The 24,768-nt window shown below is 47.0% G+C and carries 20 protein-coding genes, 1 other RNA gene, 2 pseudogenes and 1 other annotated feature; of the genes and pseudogenes, 18 read left to right on the plus strand and 5 right to left on the minus strand.

Annotation, left to right across the window (positions count from 1 at the left end; translation table 11 throughout):
* The first annotated feature begins 65 nt into the window (after positions 1–65).
* The 8 genes from recJ (at position 66) to BpJC4_RS03525 (ending at position 9,221) form a co-directional block, all read left to right on the plus strand.
* Complete coding sequence (recJ, locus tag BpJC4_RS03495; RefSeq protein ID WP_151697539.1) at positions 66–2,429, plus strand: single-stranded-DNA-specific exonuclease RecJ; 2,364 nt, start codon at positions 66–68, stop codon at positions 2,427–2,429.
* Positions 2,420–2,941 carry an adenine phosphoribosyltransferase gene (locus BpJC4_RS03500; RefSeq protein WP_151679305.1) on the plus strand — a complete coding sequence of 174 codons (522 nt, stop codon included), beginning with the start codon at positions 2,420–2,422 and terminating at the stop codon, positions 2,939–2,941. Before recJ ends, BpJC4_RS03500 begins: the two co-directional genes overlap by 10 nt.
* Before the next feature lie 418 nt (positions 2,942–3,359).
* Complete coding sequence (locus BpJC4_RS03505) at positions 3,360–5,549, plus strand: RelA/SpoT family protein (RefSeq protein ID WP_151697540.1); 2,190 nt, start codon at positions 3,360–3,362, stop codon at positions 5,547–5,549.
* A gap of 13 nt (positions 5,550–5,562) precedes the next feature.
* Entirely contained in the window at positions 5,563–6,003 is a 441-nt protein-coding gene (gene dtd, locus BpJC4_RS03510; protein WP_151679307.1) for a D-aminoacyl-tRNA deacylase, read from the plus strand.
* A 38-nt stretch (positions 6,004–6,041) separates the two neighbouring features.
* On the plus strand, positions 6,042–6,173 hold the full coding sequence (locus BpJC4_RS16810) for a hypothetical protein (protein WP_259370044.1): 132 nt from the start codon (positions 6,042–6,044) through the stop codon (positions 6,171–6,173).
* Between the two features lie 97 nt (positions 6,174–6,270).
* Positions 6,271–6,711, plus strand: a complete 441-nt coding sequence (locus BpJC4_RS03515) for a MarR family winged helix-turn-helix transcriptional regulator (RefSeq protein WP_151679308.1) — start codon at positions 6,271–6,273, stop codon at positions 6,709–6,711.
* An 8-nt stretch (positions 6,712–6,719) separates the two neighbouring features.
* The gene (locus BpJC4_RS03520; RefSeq protein ID WP_151679309.1) at positions 6,720–7,370 is read left to right on the plus strand and encodes a beta-barrel domain-containing protein; all 651 of its coding nucleotides are present in this window, start codon (positions 6,720–6,722) and stop codon (positions 7,368–7,370) included.
* 9 nt (positions 7,371–7,379) lie between these two features.
* Positions 7,380–9,221, plus strand: coding sequence for a DHA2 family efflux MFS transporter permease subunit (locus BpJC4_RS03525; protein ID WP_151679310.1), 1,842 nt, complete (start codon positions 7,380–7,382; stop codon positions 9,219–9,221).
* Positions 9,222–9,277: 56 nt separating this feature from the next.
* On the opposite strand, the gene BpJC4_RS03530 is transcribed toward BpJC4_RS03525, so the two are convergent.
* On the minus strand, positions 9,278–10,762 hold the full coding sequence (locus tag BpJC4_RS03530) for an N-acetylmuramoyl-L-alanine amidase family protein (RefSeq protein WP_253693308.1): 1,485 nt from the start codon (positions 10,760–10,762) through the stop codon (positions 9,278–9,280).
* 160 nt (positions 10,763–10,922) lie between these two features.
* Here BpJC4_RS03530 and BpJC4_RS16020 point away from each other — a divergent pair, with 160 nt between their 5' ends.
* The 6 genes from BpJC4_RS16020 (at position 10,923) to BpJC4_RS03555 (ending at position 16,770) form a co-directional block, all read left to right on the plus strand.
* Positions 10,923–11,099, plus strand: a complete 177-nt coding sequence (locus BpJC4_RS16020) for a hypothetical protein (protein ID WP_172967432.1) — start codon at positions 10,923–10,925, stop codon at positions 11,097–11,099.
* An 83-nt stretch (positions 11,100–11,182) separates the two neighbouring features.
* Positions 11,183–11,410, plus strand: a binding site (T-box leader).
* 61 nt (positions 11,411–11,471) lie between these two features.
* Positions 11,472–12,755 carry a histidine--tRNA ligase gene (gene hisS / locus BpJC4_RS03535; protein ID WP_151679311.1) on the plus strand — a complete coding sequence of 428 codons (1,284 nt, stop codon included), beginning with the start codon at positions 11,472–11,474 and terminating at the stop codon, positions 12,753–12,755.
* Positions 12,755–14,524: an aspartate--tRNA ligase gene (aspS, locus tag BpJC4_RS03540; RefSeq protein ID WP_151679312.1), complete on the plus strand. Its 1,770-nt coding sequence runs from the start codon at positions 12,755–12,757 to the stop codon at positions 14,522–14,524. The genes hisS and aspS overlap by 1 nt, the downstream gene beginning before the upstream one ends.
* Before the next feature lie 77 nt (positions 14,525–14,601).
* A non-coding RNA gene (gene ssrS, locus BpJC4_RS03545) (6S RNA) lies at positions 14,602–14,788 on the plus strand.
* 196 nt (positions 14,789–14,984) lie between these two features.
* The gene (locus BpJC4_RS03550; RefSeq protein ID WP_172967434.1) at positions 14,985–15,935 is read left to right on the plus strand and encodes a bile acid:sodium symporter family protein; all 951 of its coding nucleotides are present in this window, start codon (positions 14,985–14,987) and stop codon (positions 15,933–15,935) included.
* A 67-nt stretch (positions 15,936–16,002) separates the two neighbouring features.
* Positions 16,003–16,770: a tRNA threonylcarbamoyladenosine dehydratase gene (locus BpJC4_RS03555; RefSeq protein ID WP_151679358.1), complete on the plus strand. Its 768-nt coding sequence runs from the start codon at positions 16,003–16,005 to the stop codon at positions 16,768–16,770.
* 277 nt (positions 16,771–17,047) lie between these two features.
* On the opposite strand, the gene BpJC4_RS03560 is transcribed toward BpJC4_RS03555, so the two are convergent.
* A complete protein-coding gene (locus BpJC4_RS03560; protein ID WP_151697541.1) occupies positions 17,048–17,509 on the minus strand; it encodes a hypothetical protein in 462 nt (153 codons plus the stop codon).
* A gap of 4 nt (positions 17,510–17,513) precedes the next feature.
* Positions 17,514–17,564 (minus strand): annotated as a pseudogene (locus BpJC4_RS17055) (hypothetical protein); the annotation flags it as partial.
* Positions 17,565–17,784: 220 nt separating this feature from the next.
* On the opposite strand from BpJC4_RS17055, the gene BpJC4_RS03565 reads away from it, so the two are divergent.
* The 3 genes from BpJC4_RS03565 (at position 17,785) to BpJC4_RS03575 (ending at position 20,693) form a co-directional block, all read left to right on the plus strand.
* Positions 17,785–18,870, plus strand: coding sequence for a CotH kinase family protein (locus tag BpJC4_RS03565; protein ID WP_151679315.1), 1,086 nt, complete (start codon positions 17,785–17,787; stop codon positions 18,868–18,870).
* A 140-nt stretch (positions 18,871–19,010) separates the two neighbouring features.
* Positions 19,011–19,988, plus strand: a complete 978-nt coding sequence (locus BpJC4_RS03570; protein WP_151697542.1) for a spore coat protein — start codon at positions 19,011–19,013, stop codon at positions 19,986–19,988.
* A gap of 30 nt (positions 19,989–20,018) precedes the next feature.
* Positions 20,019–20,693: a YwrJ family protein gene (locus BpJC4_RS03575; protein ID WP_151679317.1), complete on the plus strand. Its 675-nt coding sequence runs from the start codon at positions 20,019–20,021 to the stop codon at positions 20,691–20,693.
* A 44-nt stretch (positions 20,694–20,737) separates the two neighbouring features.
* On the opposite strand, the pseudogene BpJC4_RS03580 reads toward BpJC4_RS03575, so the two are convergent.
* Together BpJC4_RS03580 and BpJC4_RS03585 are read right to left on the minus strand one after the other, a co-directional pair.
* Positions 20,738–22,095: pseudogene (locus tag BpJC4_RS03580) on the minus strand (arsenic transporter).
* A 235-nt stretch (positions 22,096–22,330) separates the two neighbouring features.
* The gene (locus tag BpJC4_RS03585; RefSeq protein WP_151697543.1) at positions 22,331–23,611 is read right to left on the minus strand and encodes a replication-associated recombination protein A; all 1,281 of its coding nucleotides are present in this window, start codon (positions 23,609–23,611) and stop codon (positions 22,331–22,333) included.
* 377 nt (positions 23,612–23,988) lie between these two features.
* Here BpJC4_RS03585 and BpJC4_RS03590 point away from each other — a divergent pair, with 377 nt between their 5' ends.
* Positions 23,989–24,732 carry an SDR family NAD(P)-dependent oxidoreductase gene (locus tag BpJC4_RS03590; protein ID WP_151679320.1) on the plus strand — a complete coding sequence of 248 codons (744 nt, stop codon included), beginning with the start codon at positions 23,989–23,991 and terminating at the stop codon, positions 24,730–24,732.
* Positions 24,733–24,768 lie beyond the last annotated feature (36 nt).

The raw sequence follows: 24,768 nt of genomic DNA on the forward strand, positions 1-24,768 counted from the left end.
CATTTTTTGTAATGACAGCTGTCCGCCGAAAGGCTATAATAAAGTATTGTGAAAGAGGTGGAGACATGCTGCAGCCCAAAACAAGATGGCTGGTGCCGGACGGAGATCCGGAAGCCGCCAAAAAGCTTTCGCATCAATTGAATATTTCGCCACTTATTTCAAAATTATTGGTAAACCGCGGCATTACGGATATAGAAGAAGCGCGGTCTTTTTTATTCCATGACGGTGCGGGATACCATGATCCGCTGTTGATGCACGATATGGAAAAAGCTGTCAGACGTATTAAAAAAGCAATTGAACGGGAAGAACCGATTCTCGTTTTCGGAGACTATGACGCGGACGGTGTGACGAGTACCGCCGTCATGATGACAGTTTTAAAGGAACTTGGTGCAAAGGCACAGTTCTATATTCCGGATCGGTTCAAAGAAGGTTACGGGCCGAATGAAGCTGCTTTCCGCCGGGCGGCTGCCGAAGGGTTCCAAGTCATCATTACGGTGGATACCGGGATAGCCGCCGTCCATGAAGCGGCAGTCGCCCAGGAGCTCGGGATCACGCTCATTATTACGGACCACCATGAACCCGGGCCGGTTTTGCCGGAAGCGTATGCGATCGTCCATCCGAAGCATCCGAAAAGTACATACCCGTTCAGAGAATTGTCAGGGGCAGGTGTTGCTTTCAAAGTTGCCCATGCTTTATACGGAAAAGTGCCGGAACATCTTGAGGAACTGGCGTGTATCGGGACAATTGCCGATTTGGTGCCGCTGTTGGGAGAAAACCGTTTGATTGCGGTGAAAGGCATAAAACGGCTCAGAACAACAAAACGTCCGGGGCTTGCGGCTATATGCCGATGCGCGGATATTAACCAGGCGCAAATCAATGAAGAAACAATCGCCTTTGCTCTGGCGCCGCGGTTAAATGTGGCCGGGCGCCTTGAACATGCCGCCCTGTCAGCAGATCTTTTGCTAACGGAAGACAAAAAAGAAGCTGAAACGCTCGCTTCCGCCATCGACGGGCTCAATAAAGAACGCCAAAAAATCGTAAATGACATCACGAAAGAAGCCATTGAAATGGTCGGTCAGGAAGCGGAGGCGGGGGCGCGCGTCCTCGTAGCTGGCAAAGAAGGATGGAATGCGGGCGTAATCGGAATCGTCGCATCCCGCCTCGTGGAGCGATTTTACAGGCCAGCAATCGTTTTAAGCTTTGACTCGGAAAAAGGGTTGGCGAAGGGATCGGCTCGAAGCATCGACGGGTTCCATATGTTTAACGAATTGTCGAAGTGCTGCGATATTTTGCCGCATTTTGGCGGGCATCCGATGGCGGCTGGGATGACACTTTCCATTTCCGATGTGGGTGAACTGCGGAAGCGGCTGAATCAACAGGCTGAAGCATTGCCGGAAGAAATCTTTGTGCCGGTGACAAAAATCGGGGCTGAAATTTCTGCCGGTGAAGCAGGGCTGGAAGCGATCAGGGAATTGGCGCTGCTTTCACCTTTTGGCACGGCCAACCCGAAGCCGCTTTTTTTGCTGGACGGGGTGGAATGCCCGCAAACCCGCCAAATCGGCGCGGATGGGAAACATTTAAAACTGCTTTTTTCCGACGGCAAGAATACGCTTGACGGAGTCGGCTTCGGTCTCGGGGATCTCGCCCCCCATATTTCCCCCGGCGCAAAAACTTCCGTTGTCGGGGAATTGTCGATTAACGAGTGGAACAATATCCGCAAACCGCAAATCATTGTGAAGGATGTAAAAATTGACAGCTGGCAATTGTTTGACATCAGGGGACGTAAGCCTTTGAAACAATGGGTGCGGCATGTGCCGGAAGAAGGCCAGGCTTTTATTGTGTTCCAGAAAGAAACGCTGCAAAAATTGCCGCTCGGCGATTACCCGGTCCGCCTTGTGCCAATATCAACTATGGAAGAGGCAAAAGCGTTCGATGCAGGGAATAAAAATATTGTTTTTCTCGATCTTCCCCCCGATGCCGGGATGATGGAAGCCCTGCTCAATGGCGGTGTTCCAAGCAGAATTTATGCGTATTTTTACCATGTACAGGACCATTTTTTCAGCACGTTTCCAACGCGCGACCATTTTAAATGGTTTTACGCTTTTTTGGCAAAAAGGAAAACTTTCAATCTGAAACGGTACGGGGATGAACTGGCGGCCTACCGCGGATGGTCAAGAAATACAATAGATTTCATTTCTCAGGTGTTTTTTGAACTTGATTTTGTTACAATAAATGATGGGCTTATTTCTTTAAAAGCTGTGAATCAAAAACGCGATTTGCAGGAATCTTTTACTTACCAAAGGAAACAAGCACAATATCAAATGGAAAAGGATCTGCTGTACTCATCTTTCCATGAACTGAAGATGTGGTTTGACCATCTAATCAAACCGGCTGTACAGTATGAGGAGGAAACAGCACAATGGATTTAAAACAGTATATTGCCATCGTCCCAAACTGGCCGAAAGATGGCGTTATCTTTAAAGATGTCACGCCTTTGATGAATGACGGCGCGGCATTTAAATACGCGACAGACCAAATTGTCCAATATGCGAAAAACAAAAATATTGATCTGGTGGTCGGCCCGGAAGCGCGCGGATTTATTATCGGGTGCCCTGTTGCATACGAACTCGGCGTCGGATTTGCCCCGGTCCGCAAAGAAGGGAAACTGCCGCGTGAAACGATCCGTGCAGAATATGATTTGGAATACGGGAAAGCGGTGCTTACGATCCACAAAGATGCGATCAAACCGGGCCAGCGCGTGCTTATTACGGATGACCTGCTTGCAACAGGTGGGACGATGCAGGCAACGATCAAACTCGTTGAAGAACTGGGCGGTGTCGTAGCCGGGCTTGCATTTTTAATTGAGCTCAATTATTTGCACGGGCGCGAAAAACTGCAGGGTTATGATATACTTACCCTGATGAAATACGAGAATGAATAATCGCAAGGAAATCGGCAATTTTGTCGATTTCTTTATTTATATGGCTCTATTACATTTTATTGTTGATTATTGCTAATTTCTAAGACTCCTGCGGGAATTGCGGGCAAGAAGAGATCCTCGTGCTGAGGTATCGGGCGAAGAAGCTCGCGACGGTGCGGAAAGCGGGCGGATTTCGCGATGATCAACTTTGATCACAAACATAACCTTTTTTATAAGCCGGTTTAAAATGCCTGAATAGTAAAAAATATGAAAGACTGTTTCATACAAATTTGGATAAAATTCGGCATTTTCCTCTATTTTTTATCTTTATGGATCATTTACTTTACAATCTTTTCATTTTTCATGATAATAATTACAATATGATTTTGCGATAAATCAATTCATATATACATTCCATTTCTATAAAGGTGATTTTTGTATGGCGAATGATCGGATTTTGACCGCCGAAGATGTGATTGAACGGACGAAAAAATACTTAAATGATGAGCATGTGGAATTGGTGCGGCATGCTTACGAGTTCGCCAGAGAAGCGCATATTGCCCAGAAGCGCAAATCGGGTGAGCCTTATATTATTCATCCGATCCAGGTGGCCGGGATACTGGCGGATTTGGAGATGGATCCTTCAACCGTTGCAGCCGGTTTTTTGCATGACGTAGTGGAAGATACGGATGTGACGCTTGACCAGCTGAGGGAAGAATTTAATGATGAAGTCGCGATGCTCGTCGACGGGGTGACAAAACTCGGGAAAATCAAATATAAATCGCACGAAGAGCAACAGGCGGAAAACCACCGGAAAATGTTTGTCGCGATGGCGCAGGACATCCGCGTTATTTTAATCAAACTGGCTGACCGCCTGCATAATATGCGCACGTTAAAACATCTTCCCCCTGAGAAGCAGCGGAGAATCGCGAATGAAACCCTTGAAATTTTTGCGCCGCTTGCCCACCGTCTCGGCATTTCTACCATCAAATGGGAACTGGAAGACACCGCGCTCCGTTATTTAAATCCCCAGCAATATTACAGGATTGTCAATTTAATGAAAAGGAAACGTGCCGAGCGCGAACAATATTTGCAAAATGTGATTGAAGAAGTAAAAGAGCGGCTGCAGGATATCAATATCAAAGCTGAAATTTCCGGCAGGCCGAAACATATTTACTCGATTTACCGGAAAATGGTGCAGCAGCATAAGCAGTTCAACGAAATTTACGATCTGCTCGCGGTCAGGATTATTGTCAACAGCATAAAAGACTGTTACGCGGTGCTTGGAATCATCCATACATGCTGGAAGCCGATGCCGGGAAGGTTTAAAGATTATATTGCAATGCCGAAACCGAACATGTACCAATCGCTTCATACGACCGTGATCGGCCCGAAAGGCGAACCGCTTGAAGTGCAGATCCGGACATTCGAAATGCACCGCATCGCTGAGTACGGGGTGGCTGCGCATTGGGCGTATAAAGAAGGCAAAACGGTCAATGAAAAAACGTCTTTTGAGAAAAAATTGTCATGGTTCCGCGAAATTTTGGAGTTTCAAAACGAGTCGGCCAATGCCGAGGAATTTATGGAATCGCTGAAAATCGACTTGTTCTCGGATATGGTGTTTGTGTTTACGCCAAAAGGGGACGTGATTGAACTGCCTTCAGGGTCTGTTCCGATTGATTTCGCTTACCGGATCCACTCGGAAATCGGGAATAAAACGATCGGCGCGAAGGTCAACGGCAAGATGGTGACGCTCGATTATCAGCTGAAAACAGGGGATATTGTCGAAATTTTAACATCGAAGCATTCTTACGGGCCGAGCCTTGACTGGATTAATTTAGCGCAAACTTCCCAGGCGAAAAATAAGATCCGCCAGTTTTTCAAACGGCAGCGGAAAGAAGAAAATATTGAAAAAGGCCGGGAAATGGTCGAAAAAGAAATTCGGGCGCTGGAATTTGATGTAAAAGAAGTGCTTACGTCGGAAAATATAAAACGGGTCGCGGAAAAATTCAATTTTGCGAACGAAGACGATATGTATGCCGCCGTCGGGTACAATGGGATTACTGCAAGCCAAATTGCCAACCGGCTTACGGAAAAATGGCGTAAGCAGCGCGATTCCGAAGAGGCGATTAAAGAAATTGTATCCGAACAAAAGCAGCCTGTAAAACACCGGAAAAGGGATACGGGCGTAACAGTTAAGGGGATCGACAATTTGCTGATCCGCCTTTCCAAATGCTGCAATCCGGTGCCGGGCGACGAAATTGTCGGGTTTATTACAAAAGGGCGCGGTGTTTCCGTCCACCGCGCAGACTGCCCGAATGTGCAGAACGAAGAGGCGCGGAACCGGCTGATCCCGGTGGAGTGGGAAACGGATGCGTCCGACCGCAAAGAGTACAATGTCGATATTGAAATTACCGGTTATGACCGCCGCGGCCTGTTGAATGAGGTGCTCCAGGCCGTTAATGAGACGAAAACGAATATTTCGGCGGTCAGCGGGCGGTCGGACCGCAACAAAATGGCAACCATTATTATGTCGATTTCCATTCAAAACATCAGCCATCTTCACCGAGTGGTGGAAAGGATTAAACATATTCCGGATATTTATTCTGTCAGAAGGATCATGAGTTAAAGGAGTTTAGAAGATGAGGGTTGTACTGCAGCGCAGCAAAGAAGCGCGCGTAACCGTAAACGGGGAAATTGCAGGCAGGATCGAAAATGGTTTTGTCTTGCTCGTCGGAGTTACCCATGAAGATACGGAAAAAGACGCGGCATATTTGGCTGAAAAAATTGTCCATTTGCGTGTATTTGAAGATTGCCAGGGAAAAATGAACTTGTCGCTGCTTGACACGGGTGGAGAGATTCTTTCGGTTTCCCAGTTTACGCTGTACGGGGATTGCCGGAAAGGGCGGCGCCCGAATTTTATGGAAGCGGCCAAGCCTGGTCATGCAGAAAAGATATATAACGAGTTTAACCGGCTGCTCGCGGAAAAAGGCGTCCATGTCGAAACCGGCAGATTCGGGGAAATGATGGATGTCCGGCTGACGAATGACGGGCCGGTCACACTCATTTTGGAAAGCAAATAAACGTTTATACAGAAACTCCGGCAAAGCCGGGGTTTTTTATGCAAGAAGGAAATGTTATATTCGTAATTGATTTTCATAAAATTTCCGGTTATCCAGCGGGGGAAACTGCCCTGGCAGCAGATGAAGAAGTAAAATCGTTTACAACTTATTTTTTAACAAAAATAAGTTGACAACTATCATTCAAATATGCGAAGATAGATTTCGTTAATAATTCGTATGCGAATTATTTTGTACCAAACAATTTATATGCCAAAGGAAGGGGGATACATGGATCTCTGTACGAATGAATTGTTGAGGTCTCTTGCCAAGCTGAATAAAGCCATTCTCCGCGTAGCCACAAAAGATGCGGAACAGCATGGCTTAACAGTAATGCAAATGTTTGCCTTAAATGCCATCAAGTTTCACCCAAACATGCGGTTAAACGAACTGGCTGAAAGTATTCGCTTAACGAACAGTACAGTAAGCGGCATCGTCGACCGGCTGGTTCACCATGGGCTTGTGAACAGAATTCCGTCTGTGAATGACCGGAGGGCCATTGTCCTCTGTTTGACCGATAAGGGGGAACACAAGCTTGATGAGCTTATGAATGGCAACTCTTTATTGAAAAAAAAAATGGATGCAATCGAAAAAGCATATGGGGCGGAATTGAAAAATATGTTGAAGCTCCATGAAGATATGCTGAAGATATTAACATCTGAGGAGGAATAAAGAATACTATGAGCGCAAGACGCATGATTTTATTAAACATCATTATTCTCGTCATTTTGGTTGGCGGCGGTTTTACCGGCTACTACTTCTACAACCGCTCGGTCAGTTATGTGACAACCGATAATGCGTATATTGACGGCCAGCAAGTTACGATTGCCTCCCCTGCAACAGGCAAACTCGTATCATGGAACGGGCAGGAAGGCAAGGAGTTCTCAAAAAATGAAAAAATCGGTACGATCCAGGTCCAAAACGGTACTTCTACTGTAAAAATGGACGTGAAAGCGCCGGCTGACGGCACGATCGTGAAAAACTCCGCAGTGACGAATACGTATGTTTCAGCGGGAACCACGCTTGCGCAAAGCTATAACTTGGATGCTTTATATGTAACGGCTGAAGTAAAAGAAACGGATATCAACGATGTTAAAACCGGCCAGGATGTTGATGTGTATGTGGATGCCTATCCAAATACAAAAATTACCGGAACTGTAGATTCAATTGGAAAAGCGGCTGCCAGCACGTTCTCCCTGATGCCGACGGACAGAAGTTCCGGCAACTACACGAAAGAAACGCAGGTAATTCCTGTGAAAGTGAAGCTTGACAGCTACGGCGGATTGGATTTGGTTCCAGGCATGAATGTGACTGTGCGTATCCATAAGTAGGTGAATCCGATGGAAAAATTTATCGCAGGTTATGTTCTTTTGTCTATTATTTTACTTGTTATTGTTAATTTAGCCATAAGGAACAGGGGCAGGAAGAAAGCAACGGACGTTGCGGAAGCACAGTTTGCCGCACGCCCGCAGCAAATGGCGGAAACGCAGGTTGAGCCGGTTGAAAAAGCCGAAAACGATGTGCCGGCCGTAACAGTTGAAAAGGCTGAAACAAGCGGGCCGGAAAAAAATGGGCCGGATCATTTATTAAATGATGCGGCCCCGGCTGCGCAGGCTTCCATGCCGGCTTCTGCCGCAAGCCGTGCGGAATTGGAAGAAGGGCACGGCAGGGGAAAAATTATCTTTGCCATGATGCTTGGCGCGTTTGTGGCGATATTGAACCAAACGCTTTTAAATGTGGCGATCCCGCACATTATGAATGATTTGAATGTGACGGCGAACACGGTGCAATGGCTGTCGACCGGTTATATGCTTGTAAACGGAATTCTCGTTCCGGTTACTGCATTTATGATCAGCAAATGGGGCACGCGGAAAATGCTGATTACGGCAATTTCTTTATTTACAATCGGCTCCGTTTTGTGTGCAATTTCGACGAATTTTTCGATATTGATGCTCGGCCGTATTGTGCAGGCTGCAGGTGCCGGAATCATCATGCCGCTTATGATGACCGTATTTTTGACCATCTTCCCGCCTGAAAAACGCGGCACCGCGATGGGGATGATGGGGGTAGCTATGATTTTCGCACCGGCAATCGGGCCGACATTATCAGGTTGGTTGATCGGACACTACGATTGGCATATCCTGTTCTGGATCGTTATTCCGTTCGGGGCGATTGATATACTCGTCTCCTTGATCTGGATGAAAGATGTCATGAAAACGACAAACCCGAAAATCGATATTCCGGGCATTATTTTCTCAACACTCGGTTTCGGTTTTCTGCTGTACGGCTTCAGTGAAGCAGGGAATGACAGCTGGGACAGCAAAAAAGTCGTCATTTCCCTGATCATTGCTGCCATCTCGCTCATTTTATTCGTTTGGCGTGAGTTGACGACAGACAAACCAATGCTCGATTTACGCGTATTTAAATATGATATTTTCGCGCTTACGACGGTTGTCAGCATGGTCGTCAATATGGCAATGTTTGCAGGGATGATCTTGCTGCCGATTTATTTGCAAAATATCCGCGGCTTTACGGCGCTTGATTCCGGTTTGCTGATGCTGCCGGGTGCGATTGTGATGGGGATTATGTCCCCGATTTCGGGTTGGCTGTTTGATAAAATGGGTGCCAGGCCGCTCGCTGTTGTTGGTCTGATCATTACGGTCTGGACGACTTACGAATTTACGAAGTTATCGATGACGACTACCTATACCCACATGTTGATGTTGTATGTGCTGCGGAGTTTTGGCATGTCCTTCATCATGATGACGATCATGACGGAAGGGATGAACCAGCTGCCGATCCATTTAACAAGCCACGGGACGGCTGCAGCCAATACCGCCCGTACGGTTGCCGGAAGCCTCGGGACGGCATTTCTTGTCACGGTAATGTCGACACGGTCCGATTTCCATACGGCCAATTATGTCAATGCTTTTTCAAGCATCAATCCATATGTGTCGGCTAAAATCTCTGCGATTGGGCAGGGCTTTGCCCATGCGGCAGGCCTGCCGGCGCAGTACGGCCAAGTGCTCGGGACATACGCCCTTTATAAAAAAGCGGTTGTCAATGCGACGATCAGCGGCATTAATGATGCATTCTTTGTGGCAACTGGAATTGCGGTGTTTGCTTTAATTTTGTCACTTTTTATCAAACGTGCGATGCCCGATCCGACAATCAAGAAATAAAGTTGGTATTAAAAAAGCCGAAGGGGCCCTTTACTTTTTGCCCTTCGGCTTTTTCCTTACTGGAAATACTGCTGCAGCCCGTCATAGATCCCGGTTACCGCCTTCGTTTGGAATGATTTACCCAAAATGAGCTTTTCTTCTTTCGGGTTGCTTAAATACCCGAGCTCAAGCAAGATTGCCGGCTGTTCATTTTCCCGGATCACGTGGAAATCCCCAAACTTTACCCCTCTGTCATTTGTGCCGATCAGCCTGCTTATATTTTTGCTTACAATACTTGCAAGAGTGAAGTCGCGCGGATGGTAGTAATAAGTCGTGTGCCCGGAAATGGATTCATCTTCGGAACTGTCGAAATGGATGCTGACAAAAGCATCAGCATGGTTTGCGTTTGATACGGCCACCCTTTGCGGTAATGATACATAAGTATCGCTGTCACGGGTTAAAATGACTTTGGCGCCCGCGTTTACGAGCTTTTTATACAGGGCATTGGCGGTTTTAAGCGTAACGAGCTTTTCAAGGGTGCCGCCTGCGCCTGTTGTTCCGTTATCAAACCCGCCGTGCCCGGGATCAATTACAATCGTTTTCCCCTTTAATCCCGGGCGGTTTTTCCCTGCCGGCCTGCTTGTTTGGACAACCCAGGAAGCCACATATGCGGTAGCGCCGCTGTTCAGCCGGATTTCATACCAGTCCCCAGCCTGTTTGATCACGGGGTAACTTTCCCCGGCATTGCCGCGGGCGACGGCTGGAGCACTGGATAAAGGCTGGCTGCGCAGGTTTGTGTGATCGTAAAGAAGCTTCACTTTCTCCACGTTTTCTGCTTTTTCTACCTGGTTTTCGTGTTCCACATAATAGCCTGCGACCCATCCGTGCGTGCCATTATCCAGTACGACTTCGTACCAACCGTGGTCGGCGCCGGTAATTTGCAGCCTTGTTCCATAGCTAGCTGTTGCAACAGTTTCGCCATGGAGTGAAGGGGATTTTCGGATGTTCAACTTAGATGCAGCAACGATTGCTGCGCTTAGCCCACCTTCCGCTGCTTCCCCGGTATTTTTGTTTTTGCCGGTGTGCACATACTGGCTGCTTGTCCACCCCGATACAGAGCCACTTTCAATATGCGCCCAGCCGTTATGCATTTCGGTGACAGTTACTTCAATGTTTTTCGCAAGCGAACTCACAACCGGTGCGGTAAGATCCGGACTTTCCCTGACGCGTAAAATATCGGCGGTGACCACCCCCATTTTGGCGGATTGTGTTGTTTTATTGCTGCTTTCTTCCACCAGCCAACCGGCAATCCATCCCGCGTCCCCCGACGGCATGCGGATTTGGCGCCAGTCCCCGTCTTTTTGCAGGACGGCAAATGTTTCATTTTGAAGCGCTTCACCGATGATCGGGTAAGATAACCCTGGGCCGCTCCGGATATACACGATTTCATGGGTGACGGTAACAGTTTCGTTTGCCTTTGCTGATACGGTCCTAAGAGCCGCCGGTGCAACAAGAAAAATAAGCATTACGAAAAGCGCCATCGCCATGATTTTTTTCTTCACATATCCACCCCTCGTCCCTGTTTGAATTGACGGTAATATTTGTGCACTATTCATTATTCGTGGTCCGTAAAAAAACTCCTTTTTTCGGGTAAGAAAAAAATGAAAATAGGGAAAAATAACCTGGAGAAACGGATTTAGACATGCAAAGGAGTGACCAGCAATGAGAGCAGCGGATAAAAATGCGGCAGCAAACAATGCGGTCAACCAATTTTACGGTGTCAATTTCCGTGATGCGGCAAGCGCGGAAATTGAAGCGCTCGATCTTGAATTGGCATCGGAATCTGGATTATCTAGAAGCGGCGTGAAATTGCTGAAAAAAAAGCTGGGCCGGTCGTAACCTAAAAGATGGGGGAATTTTGCCGGTAGCCTTGACAATGGAGGAACCTGCGCGTATCATAATAAAAATAGATGACAAAATTGCAAAAACCGATGACAAAGCAAAGTAATTAAGATACGGGTGAAAAGAGAGGAAATGTCCCAGGCTGAAAACATTTCCGCACCGCGGCTTAATGAACGAACACTTTGTAGGTTCCGTCCTGAACGGGCAACGCTCCAGTAGGGCCGGACGTTACAGGCGTTAACTGTAAAAGTGGAAGCACAATGCTTCAATTAGGGTGGCACCACGGGAAATAAGCTCTCGTCCCTTGTTTCGAACAAGGGACGGGAGTTTTTTATTATACATACATAAGCTCAAGAAGGAGGACGCGATATGGCCATTCAGATTCCGCGGGGTACGCAGGACATCCTGCCGGGTGAAGTGGAAAAATGGAATTATATTGAAAATACGGCAAAAAAAATATGCGAAAATTACCAGTACCGGGAAATTCGGACACCGATTTTCGAATATACGGAGCTTTTCCAAAAAGGGGTCGGCGATACGACGGATATCGTCCAGAAAGAAATGTACACGTTCCGGGACAGGGGGGATCGCAGCCTGACCTTGAGGCCGGAAGGGACGGCGCCGGTCGTGCGTTCATTTATTGAACATAAAATGTTCGGAAACGCTGTCCAGCCGGTCAAATTGTATTACAACGGCCCGATGTTTCGTTACGAACGGCCGCAGGCGGGGCGCTTCCGACAGTTCGTCCAGTTCGGGGTCGAAGCGTTAGGGAGTGAAGACCCGGCCATTGACGCGGAAGTGATTTCGATGGCGATGGAAATCTATCAACAACTGGGCTTGAAAAACTTAAAACTTGTGATCAACAGCCTCGGGGATAAAGAGAGCAGGATGAAGCACCGGGAAGCGCTAATCAGCCATTTTAAACCGCATATCGGCGAATTTTGCACTGACTGCCAAAATCGGCTTGAAAAAAACCCGCTGCGCATTCTTGACTGTAAAAAAGACCATGACCATCCGCTTATGAAAACAGCGCCGTCCATTTTAGATTATCTGAATGAACATTCAAAAGCGTATTTTGATCAGGTGCTGGATTATTTAAACGCGCTCGGCATTGCGTATGAAGTGGATTCGACATTGGTGCGTGGGCTGGATTATTATTACCATACCTGCTTTGAAATTATGAGCAATGCGGAAGGCTTCGGCGCGATTACAACGCTTTGCGGCGGCGGACGTTACAACGGCCTTGTACAGGAAATGGGCGGGCCGGAAACGCCGGGAATCGGCTTTGCGCTCAGCATCGAGCGGCTGCTTGCTGCGCTCGCGGCGGAAGGAATCGAACTGCCGGTTGCCCGCAGCCTGGATTGTTATGTCGTGGCGATCGGCGATGAAACGAAAACGGCCGCTTTTAAACTGCTGCATGCTTTAAGAAGCGAAGGTTTCTCTGCTGACAAAGACTATATGGGGCGCAAAGTAAAAGCGCAATTTAAAGCAGCCGACCGGGTGCAGGCAAAATTCGTTGCGGTTATCGGCGAAGATGAGTTAAAGGAAAATAAAGTCAATGTCAGAAATATGGCGACAGGCGAGCAGAAAGAATTGCCGATTGACGGGTTTATTTCCGAATTTAAAAAAATGGCAAACATGGGGGAAGAATAATGGAAGGACGTTCATATTACTGCGGCGATGTAACAGAACAGCATATAGGAGAAAAAGTGATATTGAAAGGCTGGGTACAGAGAAGGCGCGATTTGGGCGGCCTGATTTTTATCGATTTGCGCGACCGGGCCGGCGTTGTCCAAATCGTATTTAATACGGCCGTATCAAAAGAAGCGTTTGAACTGGCCGAAAAAGTCCGGAATGAATATGTTTTGGAAGTACGGGGGGAAGTCGTTGCACGTTCTGAAAACACGGTCAATCCGAACTTAAAAACCGGCAAAATTGAAATCCAGGCGGAACAGCTTGTGATCATCAACAGCGCGAAAAACCCGCCGTTTATGATTGAAAACCAGACGGATGTTGCGGAAGATGTGCGCCTGAAATACCGTTATCTTGACTTGCGGCGCCCGGTAATGTTTGAAACATTCAAAATGCGCCATGCCATCACAAAGTCGGTACGGAACTTTTTGGATGAAGAAGGGTTTATCGATGTCGAAACCCCGATTTTAACGAAAAGCACCCCGGAAGGCGCGCGCGACTACCTGGTGCCGAGCCGGGTGCATCCAGGGGAATTCTATGCGCTGCCGCAGTCACCGCAATTGTTTAAGCAATTGCTGATGATATCCGGCTTCGACCGCTACTACCAAATTGCCCGCTGCTTCCGCGATGAAGACTTGCGCGCGGACCGGCAGCCGGAATTCACGCAGATCGATATCGAAACGAGTTTCATGAGCCAGGAAGATATTTTGGCGATGACGGAAAGAATGATCAAACGCCTCATGAAAGAAGTGAAAAATATTGATATCGAAACGCCGCTGCAGAGGCTGACGTACGAAGAAGCGATGAACCGTTACGGCACTGATAAACCGGATACGCGCTTCGGGATGGAGCTGGTTGATCTTTCGGAAACCGTCAAAAATTCCAAATTTAAAGTGTTTGCCTCTGCTGTAAGCGCGGGCGGCCAGGTGAAAGCCATCAATGCAAAAGGAGCGGCAGGCAAGTATTCCAGAAAAGACATCGATGCACTCGCGGAATTCGCTGGCCGTTACGGCGCAAAAGGCTTGGCGTGGCTGAAAATGGAAGAAGAAGGCCTTAAAGGTCCAGTCGCTAAATTTTTTACGGAAGAAGAACAGGCGCAGATTGCTGCCATTACAGAAGCCAAAGCAGGAGACCTCCTGCTGTTTGTAGCAGACAAAAAATCAGTTGTCGCGAACGCGCTCGGGGCGCTGCGGAACAAACTCGGCAAAGAACTTGACCTGATTGACGAGTCAAAATTTAACTTCCTGTGGGTAACGGACTGGCCACTTCTTGAGTACGACGAAGAAGAAGGGCGCTATACGGCGGCTCACCATCCGTTCACAATGCCGTTCCGTGAAGATATCGATAAGCTTGAAACCGATCCGGCAAGCGTCAAAGCGCAAGCCTATGACATTGTGTTAAACGGGTATGAACTTGGCGGCGGATCGCTCAGAATTTACGAGCGTGACGTACAGGAAAAAATGTTCAAGGCGCTTGGCTTCTCAAAAGAACAGGCCCAGGCCCAGTTCGGCTTTTTGCTTGATGCATTTGACTACGGCACACCGCCGCACGGGGGCATTGCATTGGGCCTGGACCGGATCGTTATGTTGCTCGCCGGCCGCTCCAACTTACGCGATACAATTGCATTTCCGAAGACGGCCAGCGCAAGCTGCCTGCTGACGGATGCGCCGGGTCCGGTCAGCGATTTGCAGCTGGATGCATTGCAATTGGAATTAAATTTGAAAAAATGAAACAAAAGTCCGGTGACGGTGAAAACAATTCCATTTGAAAACCGGCGGGAAAAATGATAATATATATACAAGTTGAATGGGTCCTGATGTGTTCGTATATGAGCCTTATCGTTTTGACCGAACACTTCATTTCAGGGAGCCCGGAGTCTTCAGGCGGCGTACATGCCTTTTCCCGGGGACGTATAAAACCTGAAGCAGGGCACCCACCTGCTTGAGAGCGGGATCAAAACCAAGGATTGCAACAACGGCACATTCGGGACTCATTCCGCTTTTACCCTTCTTGAAAGAAGAGGGTTTTTTATTTTATTTCAGGAAAAACCGCTGGTGGTCGCAAAATTGACGGGGCTTACCCGGGAAGCGGATTTCGCGTCCAGCAACAATGTGAGACCATATAGCAGGAAAAGAAGGAAATTTCGTGGAACTTACAATTTTTGACCGTGCCAACCGCTTTCTCGGCAAAATGATGCCGGTTTTCATACCCGGAAGCCTGATCATCGGGATGGTTTTCGGGTATCGCATCACAGGCTTCCTGTTTTTGGTGCCGTGGCTGTTTGCCTTTATGACATTTACCGGCAGCATCGGTTCGACGTTTAAGCAGCTTGGGGCCGTTGTCCGCCGTCCGTTTCCGATCGTGCTCGCATTGGCGGTGCTGCACGTGCTTATGCCCCTTTATGCATACGGTGTGGGCCATTTGTTTTTTCAACATCATCCATTAACCATTACCGGTTTTTTACTCTCGGTAGCAATTCCGACCGGCGTGACAAGCTTTGTGTGGGCCATGATGCAAAGAGGGAATATCCCGCTTGTTTTAACGGTGATTTTATTGGATACACTGCTCTCTCCGCTCATTGTGCCGCTGACTTTGCTGCTGTTTGTCGGTAAAAGCGTGCATATTGATGCCTGGCCGCTGATGCAGGATCTTTTTACAATGATTGTTATTCCATCCCTGCTCGGTATTCTGCTCAGCCAGTGGACATCGATGGAAACACAGCGAAAGGCTGCTTCAATCCTTTCCCCGTTTTCCAAAATTGGGATGTTTCTTGTTGTCATGATCAACGGCGGTGTTGTATCGCCGTATCTCAAGCACTTGAATGCCCATGTACTGTTTATAATCTTAACGGTCTTGTTCATCTCGGCATCCGGCTATTTTTTAAGCTGGATCACCGGGGCCGTTTTCCATCTGGATCGGGATATGATCGTGACGCTGACTTACAGCGGCGGGATGCGCAATATCAGCGCAGGCTCGGTTATTGCTGTTTCGTTTTTTCCGGCCCAGGTTGTACTGCCGGTCATCTCGGGCATGCTGTTTCAGCAGGTGCTCGCTTCCTTTTATGGCCAGCTGCTTACCCGGTTTTACAGCAACCGTCGTGAAGGCGAAAACAAAACGTTGGAACGTGAGACTTTACCGTAAAATATTGCATTCCTGCCCTTTTTTGGATAATCTATGGAAGAAGTAAGTATGTTTGGAGATGATGAAGATGCTGAACCAGTTTTCACGGAATGAACTGGCGATCGGGCAGGAAGGATTGCGAAAGCTGAAAAACAGCACCGTCGCCGTTCTCGGGGTCGGGGGCGTGGGATCGTTTGCGGTTGAAGCCCTTGCCAGATCGGCGATAGGAAAACTGATCCTTGTTGATAAAGACGATGTCGATATCACAAATATCAACCGCCAAATCCCGTCGCTGCTTTCTACCATCGGCCAGCCGAAAGCCGATCTGATGAAAAAACGCATTGCCGATATTAACCCGGAGTGCGAAGTCATTTCTTTAAAAATGTTTTATACGGAAGAAACGTATGAACAGTTTTTTGCATACAACCCCGATTATGTCGTGGATGCTTCTGATACGATTATTTACAAAGTGCATTTAATGAAGGAATGCCTGAAACGGAACATAAAAATCATTTCCAGCATGGGGGCGGCCAATAAAATGGATCCGACGCGGCTCAGGATTGCCGATATTTCCGAAACGCACACTGATCCGATTGCCCGAGTTGTGCGGCTGAAACTGCGGAAAGAAGGCATCCGGAAAGGAATTCCTGTCGTGTTTTCCGATGAAAGCCCGATTGTAATCCGCGAAGATGTCCGCAAAGTGGTCGGGAATGACAATGCGGAGATCCGGAAAGCGCAAATGCCGCCTTCGTCAAACGCATTTGTCCCGTCAACAGCCGGCCTTTTTATGGCAAGCTATGTCGTCCGTGATATTCTGAAAGACATTCCGATCAAACGGGTGAAAGACGAAAAGTAAACGTAAAAACCGCTTTCCATGGCGGTTTTGTTGAAAAGGTTCTGTTAAATTTAATAGGTCCCGTTAGCAATCTTACATTGACGCGCTATTCTTGGGATTTCTGCGGGAAAAGCGGGTTAATAGAGGCACCTCGGTAAAACAATAATATGTAAGCCTGTTAAATTCCGACGATAATAAAATTTATGTATGGGGAAGCACTCATTTGCTTCCCCTTTGTTGGTTTAATCATTCCTGCGGTAACGTACAGACCACATGCTTCCGTTTTTCCACTGTTCTTCTACCATCTGGTAACGGTCGCAACTGCTGCGTTTCCCGGAAGTGTGGCGTTTTCTGCTTGAAGTATGACATTTTCTAGAAGTATGACATTTTCTAGAAGTATTGCGTTTTCTAGAAGTATTGCGTTTTCTGGAAGTATTGCGTTTTCTGGAAGTATTGTGTTTTCTGGAAGTGCAGCGTTTTCTAGAAGTATTGCGTTTTCTGGAAGTATTGCGTTTTCTAGAAGTATTGCGTTTTCTGGAAGTATTGCGTTTTCTAGAAGTATTGTGTTTTCTGCTAGAAGTATGACGCTTTCTGGAAGTATTGCAGCTCCTATTGCGAGAGGTATTCCTGTTCCTGGAAGTGCTCCTGTTGCGTGAAGTATTGCGGTGATGGCTGCTGCATTCACATTCGCAGGTGCATTTGCAGCGTTTCCGTTTCCTGTCCCTTCCCGGATCCTGATACATATACTCGTCGAGACCATTTTGTGTCACTTCGTCTACCCCTGCCTGAATATCTTCACGTGAATAGCGGCTCATAGATTTCCCTCCTTTTCATTAGAGCCAAATCCATTAAAACTTGACTCTTTTCTTTACTATCTTACGTGAAATTCTTAACAGTGCGATATGACAAATATGTAAATTGAAAAAAATAGATAAATACCTTCATCGTTATTGGAGGAGCGGAAAGAACTGTTTTTACCCGAAAGCCCATGCCAATTATTGTCTATCCCTCATAAAATTTAACGGGGGGAGATCAATGAAAGCTATTAAAATACCTGTTTATCAAATTTACATCCATCCAATGGATTTACGGGAATTAAAAAAGGATGTTTGGAATGACGAAACGCTTCCGGCAAAACTGACGGTTGGAAAAAAACGGTACGATATCGATATAGCGTACCGTGGATCCCATATCCGTGATTTTCCGAAAAAATCTTATTATGTTTCTTTTTACGGCAGAAAAACTTTCCGGGGGGCGAAAGAAATCCATCTGAATGGGGAATACAAAGATCCTTCATTAATTAGAAATAAACTGTCCCTCGATTTTTTTTCGGATATTGGCGTTCTTTCCCCGCGTTCACGGCATGTTTTTTTAAAAGTAAATGGCAAAACAGAAGGAATTTATCTGGAACTGGAATCTGTCGATGAAAATTTTTTGGCAAAAAGGGGACTTCCAAACGGTCCCATTTATTACGCGATTGATGGTGATGCGAATTTCTCGCTGATGAGCGATCTTGATAAAGATGTAAAATCTTCCCTTTTATCCGGTTATGAAAGGAAGACGGGAACGGCAGAAGACAGCAACCACCTCGAAACATTTATTTATAAGATTAACACAATGCTGGAACTGGAGTTTGAGAAGGAAATCGGAAAATATTTAAATATAGACCGGTATCTCCGCTGGCTTGCGGGTGTTATTTTCACCCAAAACTACGACGGTTTTGTGCACAATTATGCATTCTATCAAAATCGTGATACAGGCCTTTTCGAGATGATCCCGTGGGATTACGATGCAACTTGGGGTCGTGATGTGAATGGAAAACGGATGGAAGAAGATTATGTCCCGCTGGAGGGTTATAATACCTTAACGGCCCGTATTCTGAATGTAACGGCTTTTCAGAAACAGTACCGTGACATATTATCCGAGATTTTACAGCACCAGTTTACCATTGATTTTATCAAGCCAAAAGTAGACGGCATGTACAAAGATCTGTACAGCTGTATCGCGCTTGATCCGTATAAAGACAAAACGGAATGGCTAGGGGAGCCGGAACTGATTTATCAATATATTGCGGCAAGGAGTGCGTATATACGCGAACAGCTTGCCAAGCTCGGCTGGTAAAACAGTAGGTAACTGCTGATTTTGGAGAAACTAGGGAGAATGCCAATGCAAAAAAGAGCCGTGCCACGTATGATTATGATGTATCTACCTTCCAAGGATAAACATTCCGGAGGATAATCTATCTATTAAGGGGGAACATCATGAGCAAAGACTTCATTCCATCATCTTTGTTGGGGAGGACCGTAACAATCTACAGGGGAGGGCCTGAATCGAAAACAGGCGTGTTGCTTGATATCCAGGACGATTATGTAACGCTCGCTACCGAAAAAGACATCATCTATTATCAAACCCGACATATCCAAAGCATCAGCGAAAATTCAAAAAGAAACGCAGGGCAAATGAATACGGAGCGGGATAGCGAAAAGGAGTGCAGGTGTGCGCAGGACTTTTTTTCGCTTCTCGAAACGATGGTAAACCAGGCGATCCAAGTGAATCAGGGCGGCCCAGAGTCGAGGCTAGGCATATTGCTTGCTGTCGGCGAAGATTATATTGTGCTGTGGACAAAGGAAGACGGCACCGTATACTACAATCTGGAACATATTAAAAGCGTAGCGGAACGGGAAATGACGAAATATTTGGAAAATGGGAAGGTAGATTTCGTCCTGGCGCCGCACTTTTCTTCTTTGTTTAAAATTTTTAACCACCAGTGGGTATCGATTAACCGGAACGGGCCTGAGGCGATTGAAGGAATTTTAACTGAAAATTCCAGCGGCTTGTATACCCTTGTCCACAATGAAGAATTATTTCGGATTCATCCGTTCCATGTGAAAAGCATCAGCGTCGGTGCGAAGGGAGCTGGTAAGCAGGAACAAAACAAAGAAAATGAGAGCAGTTCCGGCACCAAGGATGATGATGAATCCTCTTCATCCAGTTCGTCCAGTTCATCGAGTTCATCCAGTTCATCCGTCTCCTATTACGGGGATACAGAATCAAGTGGCGACCGTAATAGCGTTAGCAGCGATGACTATTATGAGGATACAGAATCAAGCGGCTCCTACAGCGAATCATCATCCTCTTCATCCTCATCAGACTGGGAATCTTCTGCTTATTCAAATAACCTTTCCCATATCCGGGAAACTGTTGTACAATCGAAAAACTATGTATGGAAAACAAAATAACGGCAAATTCGAAGAAAAAGGAGGTGGCAAATGGGAATAGAACAGCATCTTGGCAGTGAAATCGAGATCCTTTTATCCGGCAACTTAATACTGTCCGGGAACCTTATCGATGTCGGAGCGGATCTTCTGATTTTGTATGACGGAAACGAATACCTATATATTCCTTTTGTCCATATTCATAAACTGAAAGAAAAAACAGAAAAAAATATCTTCGGAGAAACAACGCCTTCAGAACAGGAACTGGGGAAAAATGAACCTGTTTCCTACCGCAAAATTTTGATGAACGCAAAAGGGATGTTTGTCAAACTTATTTTATCCGAAAATCAAATCTTATATGGCTATATTGCCAGTGTCCTGAATGATTATTTTGTTTTTTACTCGCCGGTTTATAAAACGATTTTGGTATCGATGCAGCATGTAAAATGGCTCACGCCGTATCCGGCTAGACAAACTCCATACAGCCTGTCCGATGAAGATTTGCCGGTGAAGCCGATTAATCAGCCTTTTGCACGGTCATTTGAAGAACAGTTGAAAAAATATGAGGGCTCGCTGGTTATATTTGACCTCGATACCTCGTCCGACAAAACGGGTGTACTGAAAAAACTGGACCAAAATATCGCAGAGCTGGCGAATGCTTATGGGGAAACCGTTTATTTAAAACTCGCACATATCAAATGCGCTTATGCAGCCAACTCCGGAACGTGACCGGAAAAACCCGGCGCTTGTCGAATAAGCGCCGGGCCGGTTTTTTAATAGAACAGGCGCAGCCATCCGTATAATAAGAACAAGGTAGCCAAAACAGTGGGCAGAATGGTGACAAAAGTGATGCGGATATACTCTCTCCAGTGGAATTTGATATGATTAATTTTCAGAATATGCAGCCAGATTAAAGTAGCCAGTGTCCCGATAGGCAGAATCAGCGAGCCAATATCGCTGCCAATTATACTTGCCATATAGGCTGTCTGCAGGTGAGCCGGTTGAAGGTCCATATGGGTAATCGTAAGGGTACTGACCATTAAGGCAGGATGGTTATTGAATAAGTTTGATAGCACCGTCACAAGCGCCCCCATCGCTATCGTACTGTGCATCATGTTTTCGCTAAGCAACGGTTGTAAGCCTGTTGCAAGCAGTCGCGTCAGCCCGGCATGATGGAGGCCGTAGATCATCATATACATGCTGAATGCAAAGACGAAGATATGCCATGGTGTTTTTTTCAGTACATCAAGCGGGGATTTTTTTAACACCAGGTAGCGCCATGTTAAAATGGCTGCTGAACCGGTGGCGGCTACAATCCATATTGGAATGCCCCAAAACGAAGCGGCGAACAGCCCGATCCTGAGCACGAGGACAAATAGAAGCACGCTGATCATCATGCGCTGCCGTTTCTGTTCCGGCGGCATTTTTTTGGTTCATGATGCCTGTCCCGGAGCGGATGGGCACGATAATGCAAAGGAGATTTTGCATGCGGGTCCGGCAATGTTTTCGGGATTCTTTTATAAAGCACTGCATACAATAAAAGCGCTAGGAAAATCAAGCCTGCCAGGCACGGTATGAGCATCATTTCTGTCTGTGCGTATAAATCGAGGCCGATCATTTGCAGCGCGATCAAATTGACGACATTGCTGACGCCGATCGGGGCGCTTGATGCGGTTGCGATAATGGCACCGCTGATCAAATAAGGAATTTGCTCGTGTTTTTTTAAGCCGATTTTTTTGAATAGCAGAATGAGAATCGGGGTGGTGATTAAGATACTGCCGTCGTTGTTGAAAAAGAGCGTCATCAGGAAGCAAAGGAAATTAATCAGCCAAAACAGCCGGATGCCTGATCCTTTTGCATAGCTTTGCAGTTTATCCGTTATCCAGTGGAAAAAGCCGAAACTTTGCAGAGCGATGGCCATGACCATGGTTGCAATGATCGTAATCGCAGCGCCCGATACGTGTTCGGCGATATCCGCCAGGTCGGACAGATTGACGCTTCCGATAGCAAACATGAGCAAGCCGCCGATCAATGCAGGGACCGCTTCATTTAAACCGTTCGGCCGCCAAAGTATAAACGCCATCGCTGCTAAAAAAGTAAATACTGTGGCAAGAGCAGTGAAAAGATCCATCTTTTCACCCCATTTCTGTCGTCCATTCTTTTCGGTATACTACTCCAGCAGTATTCGTCTTTGTTATATGATACGTTCCGGGGGAGATTTGAACTGGTCTTTTTACCAGTAACTACTAAAAATCCACTTCTATCTTTGGGGGAAAACAGCCCTTTGGTAGAGCCGTTGATGCACGGCAACCGGGCAGGCAAGAATTGAGGAATAAAAAAGCCGGCCCGCTCAAGTGAAAAGCGGGTCAGCTGCCTTTTTTGCTCTTTTCGATTTTTTCGTAAACAGCTGCGAGCGCACTTTCAAATTTTCCGGTTTTTTTCGGTTCGTAATAATGGGCGTTTTTGATCGTGTCCGGTAAATACTGCTGTTTTACCCAGCCGTTTTCAAAATCATGCGGGTATTTGTAGCCGACGCCCCGCCCCAAAAGTTTGGCGCTTTTGTAATGGGCGTCTTTTAAATGGGCGGGCACTTCCCCGCTTTTTCCGGCGCGGATGTCAGCCAGCGCGGCGTCAATTGCCATGATCGCGGAATTGGATTTTGGCGACAGGCATAATTCGATCACGGCGGCCGCGAGCGGAATGCGTGCTTCCGGGAATCCGAGTTTCTCCGCAGCCTGTACGGCGGCAAGCGTGCGAGCGCCTGCCTGCGGGCTCGCGAGGCCGATATCTTCGTAGGCTATCACAAGCAGCCTTCTCGCAATGCTTGGCAGGTCGCCTGCTTCAATGAGTCTGCCCAAATAATGGAGGGCGGCATTGGCGTCGCTGCCGCGGATCGATTTTTGAAAAGCGCTCAGCACATCATAATGCGCATCGCCGTCTTTATCATGGGCGAGGCTTTTTTTCTGCATGCATTCTTCGGCAATATCCAATGTGATATGGATTGCGCCGCTATCGCCGGGCTCACTGGAGAACACCGCCAGTTCAAGTGCGTTTAAAGCACTGCGCACGTCTCCGTTGCTCGCTTGTGCAAAATGGTCGAATGCATCGTCATCAATTTTTACATTGTATTTTCCAAGACCCCTGTCGGCATCATCCAACGCGCGCTTTAAGGCCAGCTTCATTTCATCAAGCGAAAGCGGATAAAGTTCAAAAATCTGGCAGCGGCTGCGGATCGCCGGGTTAATGGCATGGTAAGGGTTGCTTGTGGTTGCCCCGATTAGGACGATCATGCCGGACTCTAAATAAGGGAGCAAAAAATCCTGCTTCGCTTTATCCAAACGGTGCACTTCGTCCAAAAGCAGGATGACTTTCCCGCTCATTTTCGCCTCGGCCGCAACGATTTCCATATCTTTTTTATTGTTCGTTACCGCATTTAACGTGCGGAAAGCGTATTTTGTGCTGCCGGCAATGGCGCTTGCAATCGAGGTTTTGCCGGTTCCGGGCGGACCGTACAAAATCATGGAAGAAAGCTGCCTTGCTTTCACCATCCGGTAAATGATTTTGTTTTTGCCGACCAAGTGCTGCTGCCCGATCACTTCTTCGATCGTCCTCGGCCGCATCCGGTAAGCAAGTGGCTGGTCTTTCATAGCGATCTCTCCAAACTGTCTCTTGTACCATTATCTTACCAGATTTTGCGGGCGTGCGAAAAGCAATGCCGCTTGGGGGATTGTAATGCTGATTGCGAAGATCTCACCCGGCATAAGTTTTTTCCGACCGCGATGATAAAATGTGCAGCAATAAGCAAATCTTTTTTTTTGCGAATATTGCGCATGGCTTGGTCATTTACGCTTTTTCTAGTAAATTAAACATGTACTTTGTTGTTTTTTGCTATAATGGTTGTGAGGCTGTATCGTGAACGGTTTTACATAAGGAATTTAGAAGGATTCCGGCAAAGATAGTACTTCATTGTGATCAGCCTGTTTATGGCTCTTAGAAAAGATGGAAGTATTGGAAGGTGAGTTCGATGTTACTGGAAAATAAAGTTGCCGTCATTACAGGCGGCGCTTCCGGGATCGGTGAGGCGACCGCCAAGCTTTTTGCCAATGAAGGTGCAAAAGTGGTGATTGGGGATGTTGCGGAATCAAAAATCACGGTTGCGGATAAAATTAAGGAAGCCGGAGGGGAAGCAATTTTTGTCCATTGTGACGTGTCCGATAAATACAGCGTGAGGCATCTGATGGAAAGGGCGACGGATGCATACGGAAAACTTGACATCTTGGTAGCGTGTGCCGGCATTCCTGAAAAGCACGGGCCTGTCCATGAGCTGGATCAGGACTACTGGCAAAAAGTGCTGGATATTAACTTAACCGGCGTGATGCTTTCCAATAAATATGCCATTCCGTATATGCTGAAAAACGGCTCGGGCGCGATTGTCAATATGGGTTCGTTTATGGCCCACGTCGGCATCACCAACAGTGCGGCTTATTCCGCCGCAAAAGCTGCGGTTGTCAACTTGACGCGTGCAGAAGCGGTTACTTACGCAAAACGGGGAATCCGCGTGAACAGTGTCTCTCCGGGTACGACAGATTCGCCGGCACTAAAATATTTCACAAAAGAACAAATTCAGGAAGTGATTGATCATAATCCGATGGGCAGGCTTGGCAGGCCGGAAGAAATCGCCAACGCCGTCCTGTTTCTTGTAAGTGATCACGCATCTTTTATTACCGGCACAGATCTCCATGTGGACGGCGGATATACAGCCCAATAAAAAGCGGAACACCATTCGATTTTCCGGATGGTGTTT

The sequence above is a fragment of the Weizmannia acidilactici genome (assembly GCF_008974185.1).
Taxonomy (GTDB): Bacteria; Bacillota; Bacilli; order Bacillales; family Bacillaceae_C; genus Weizmannia; species Weizmannia acidilactici.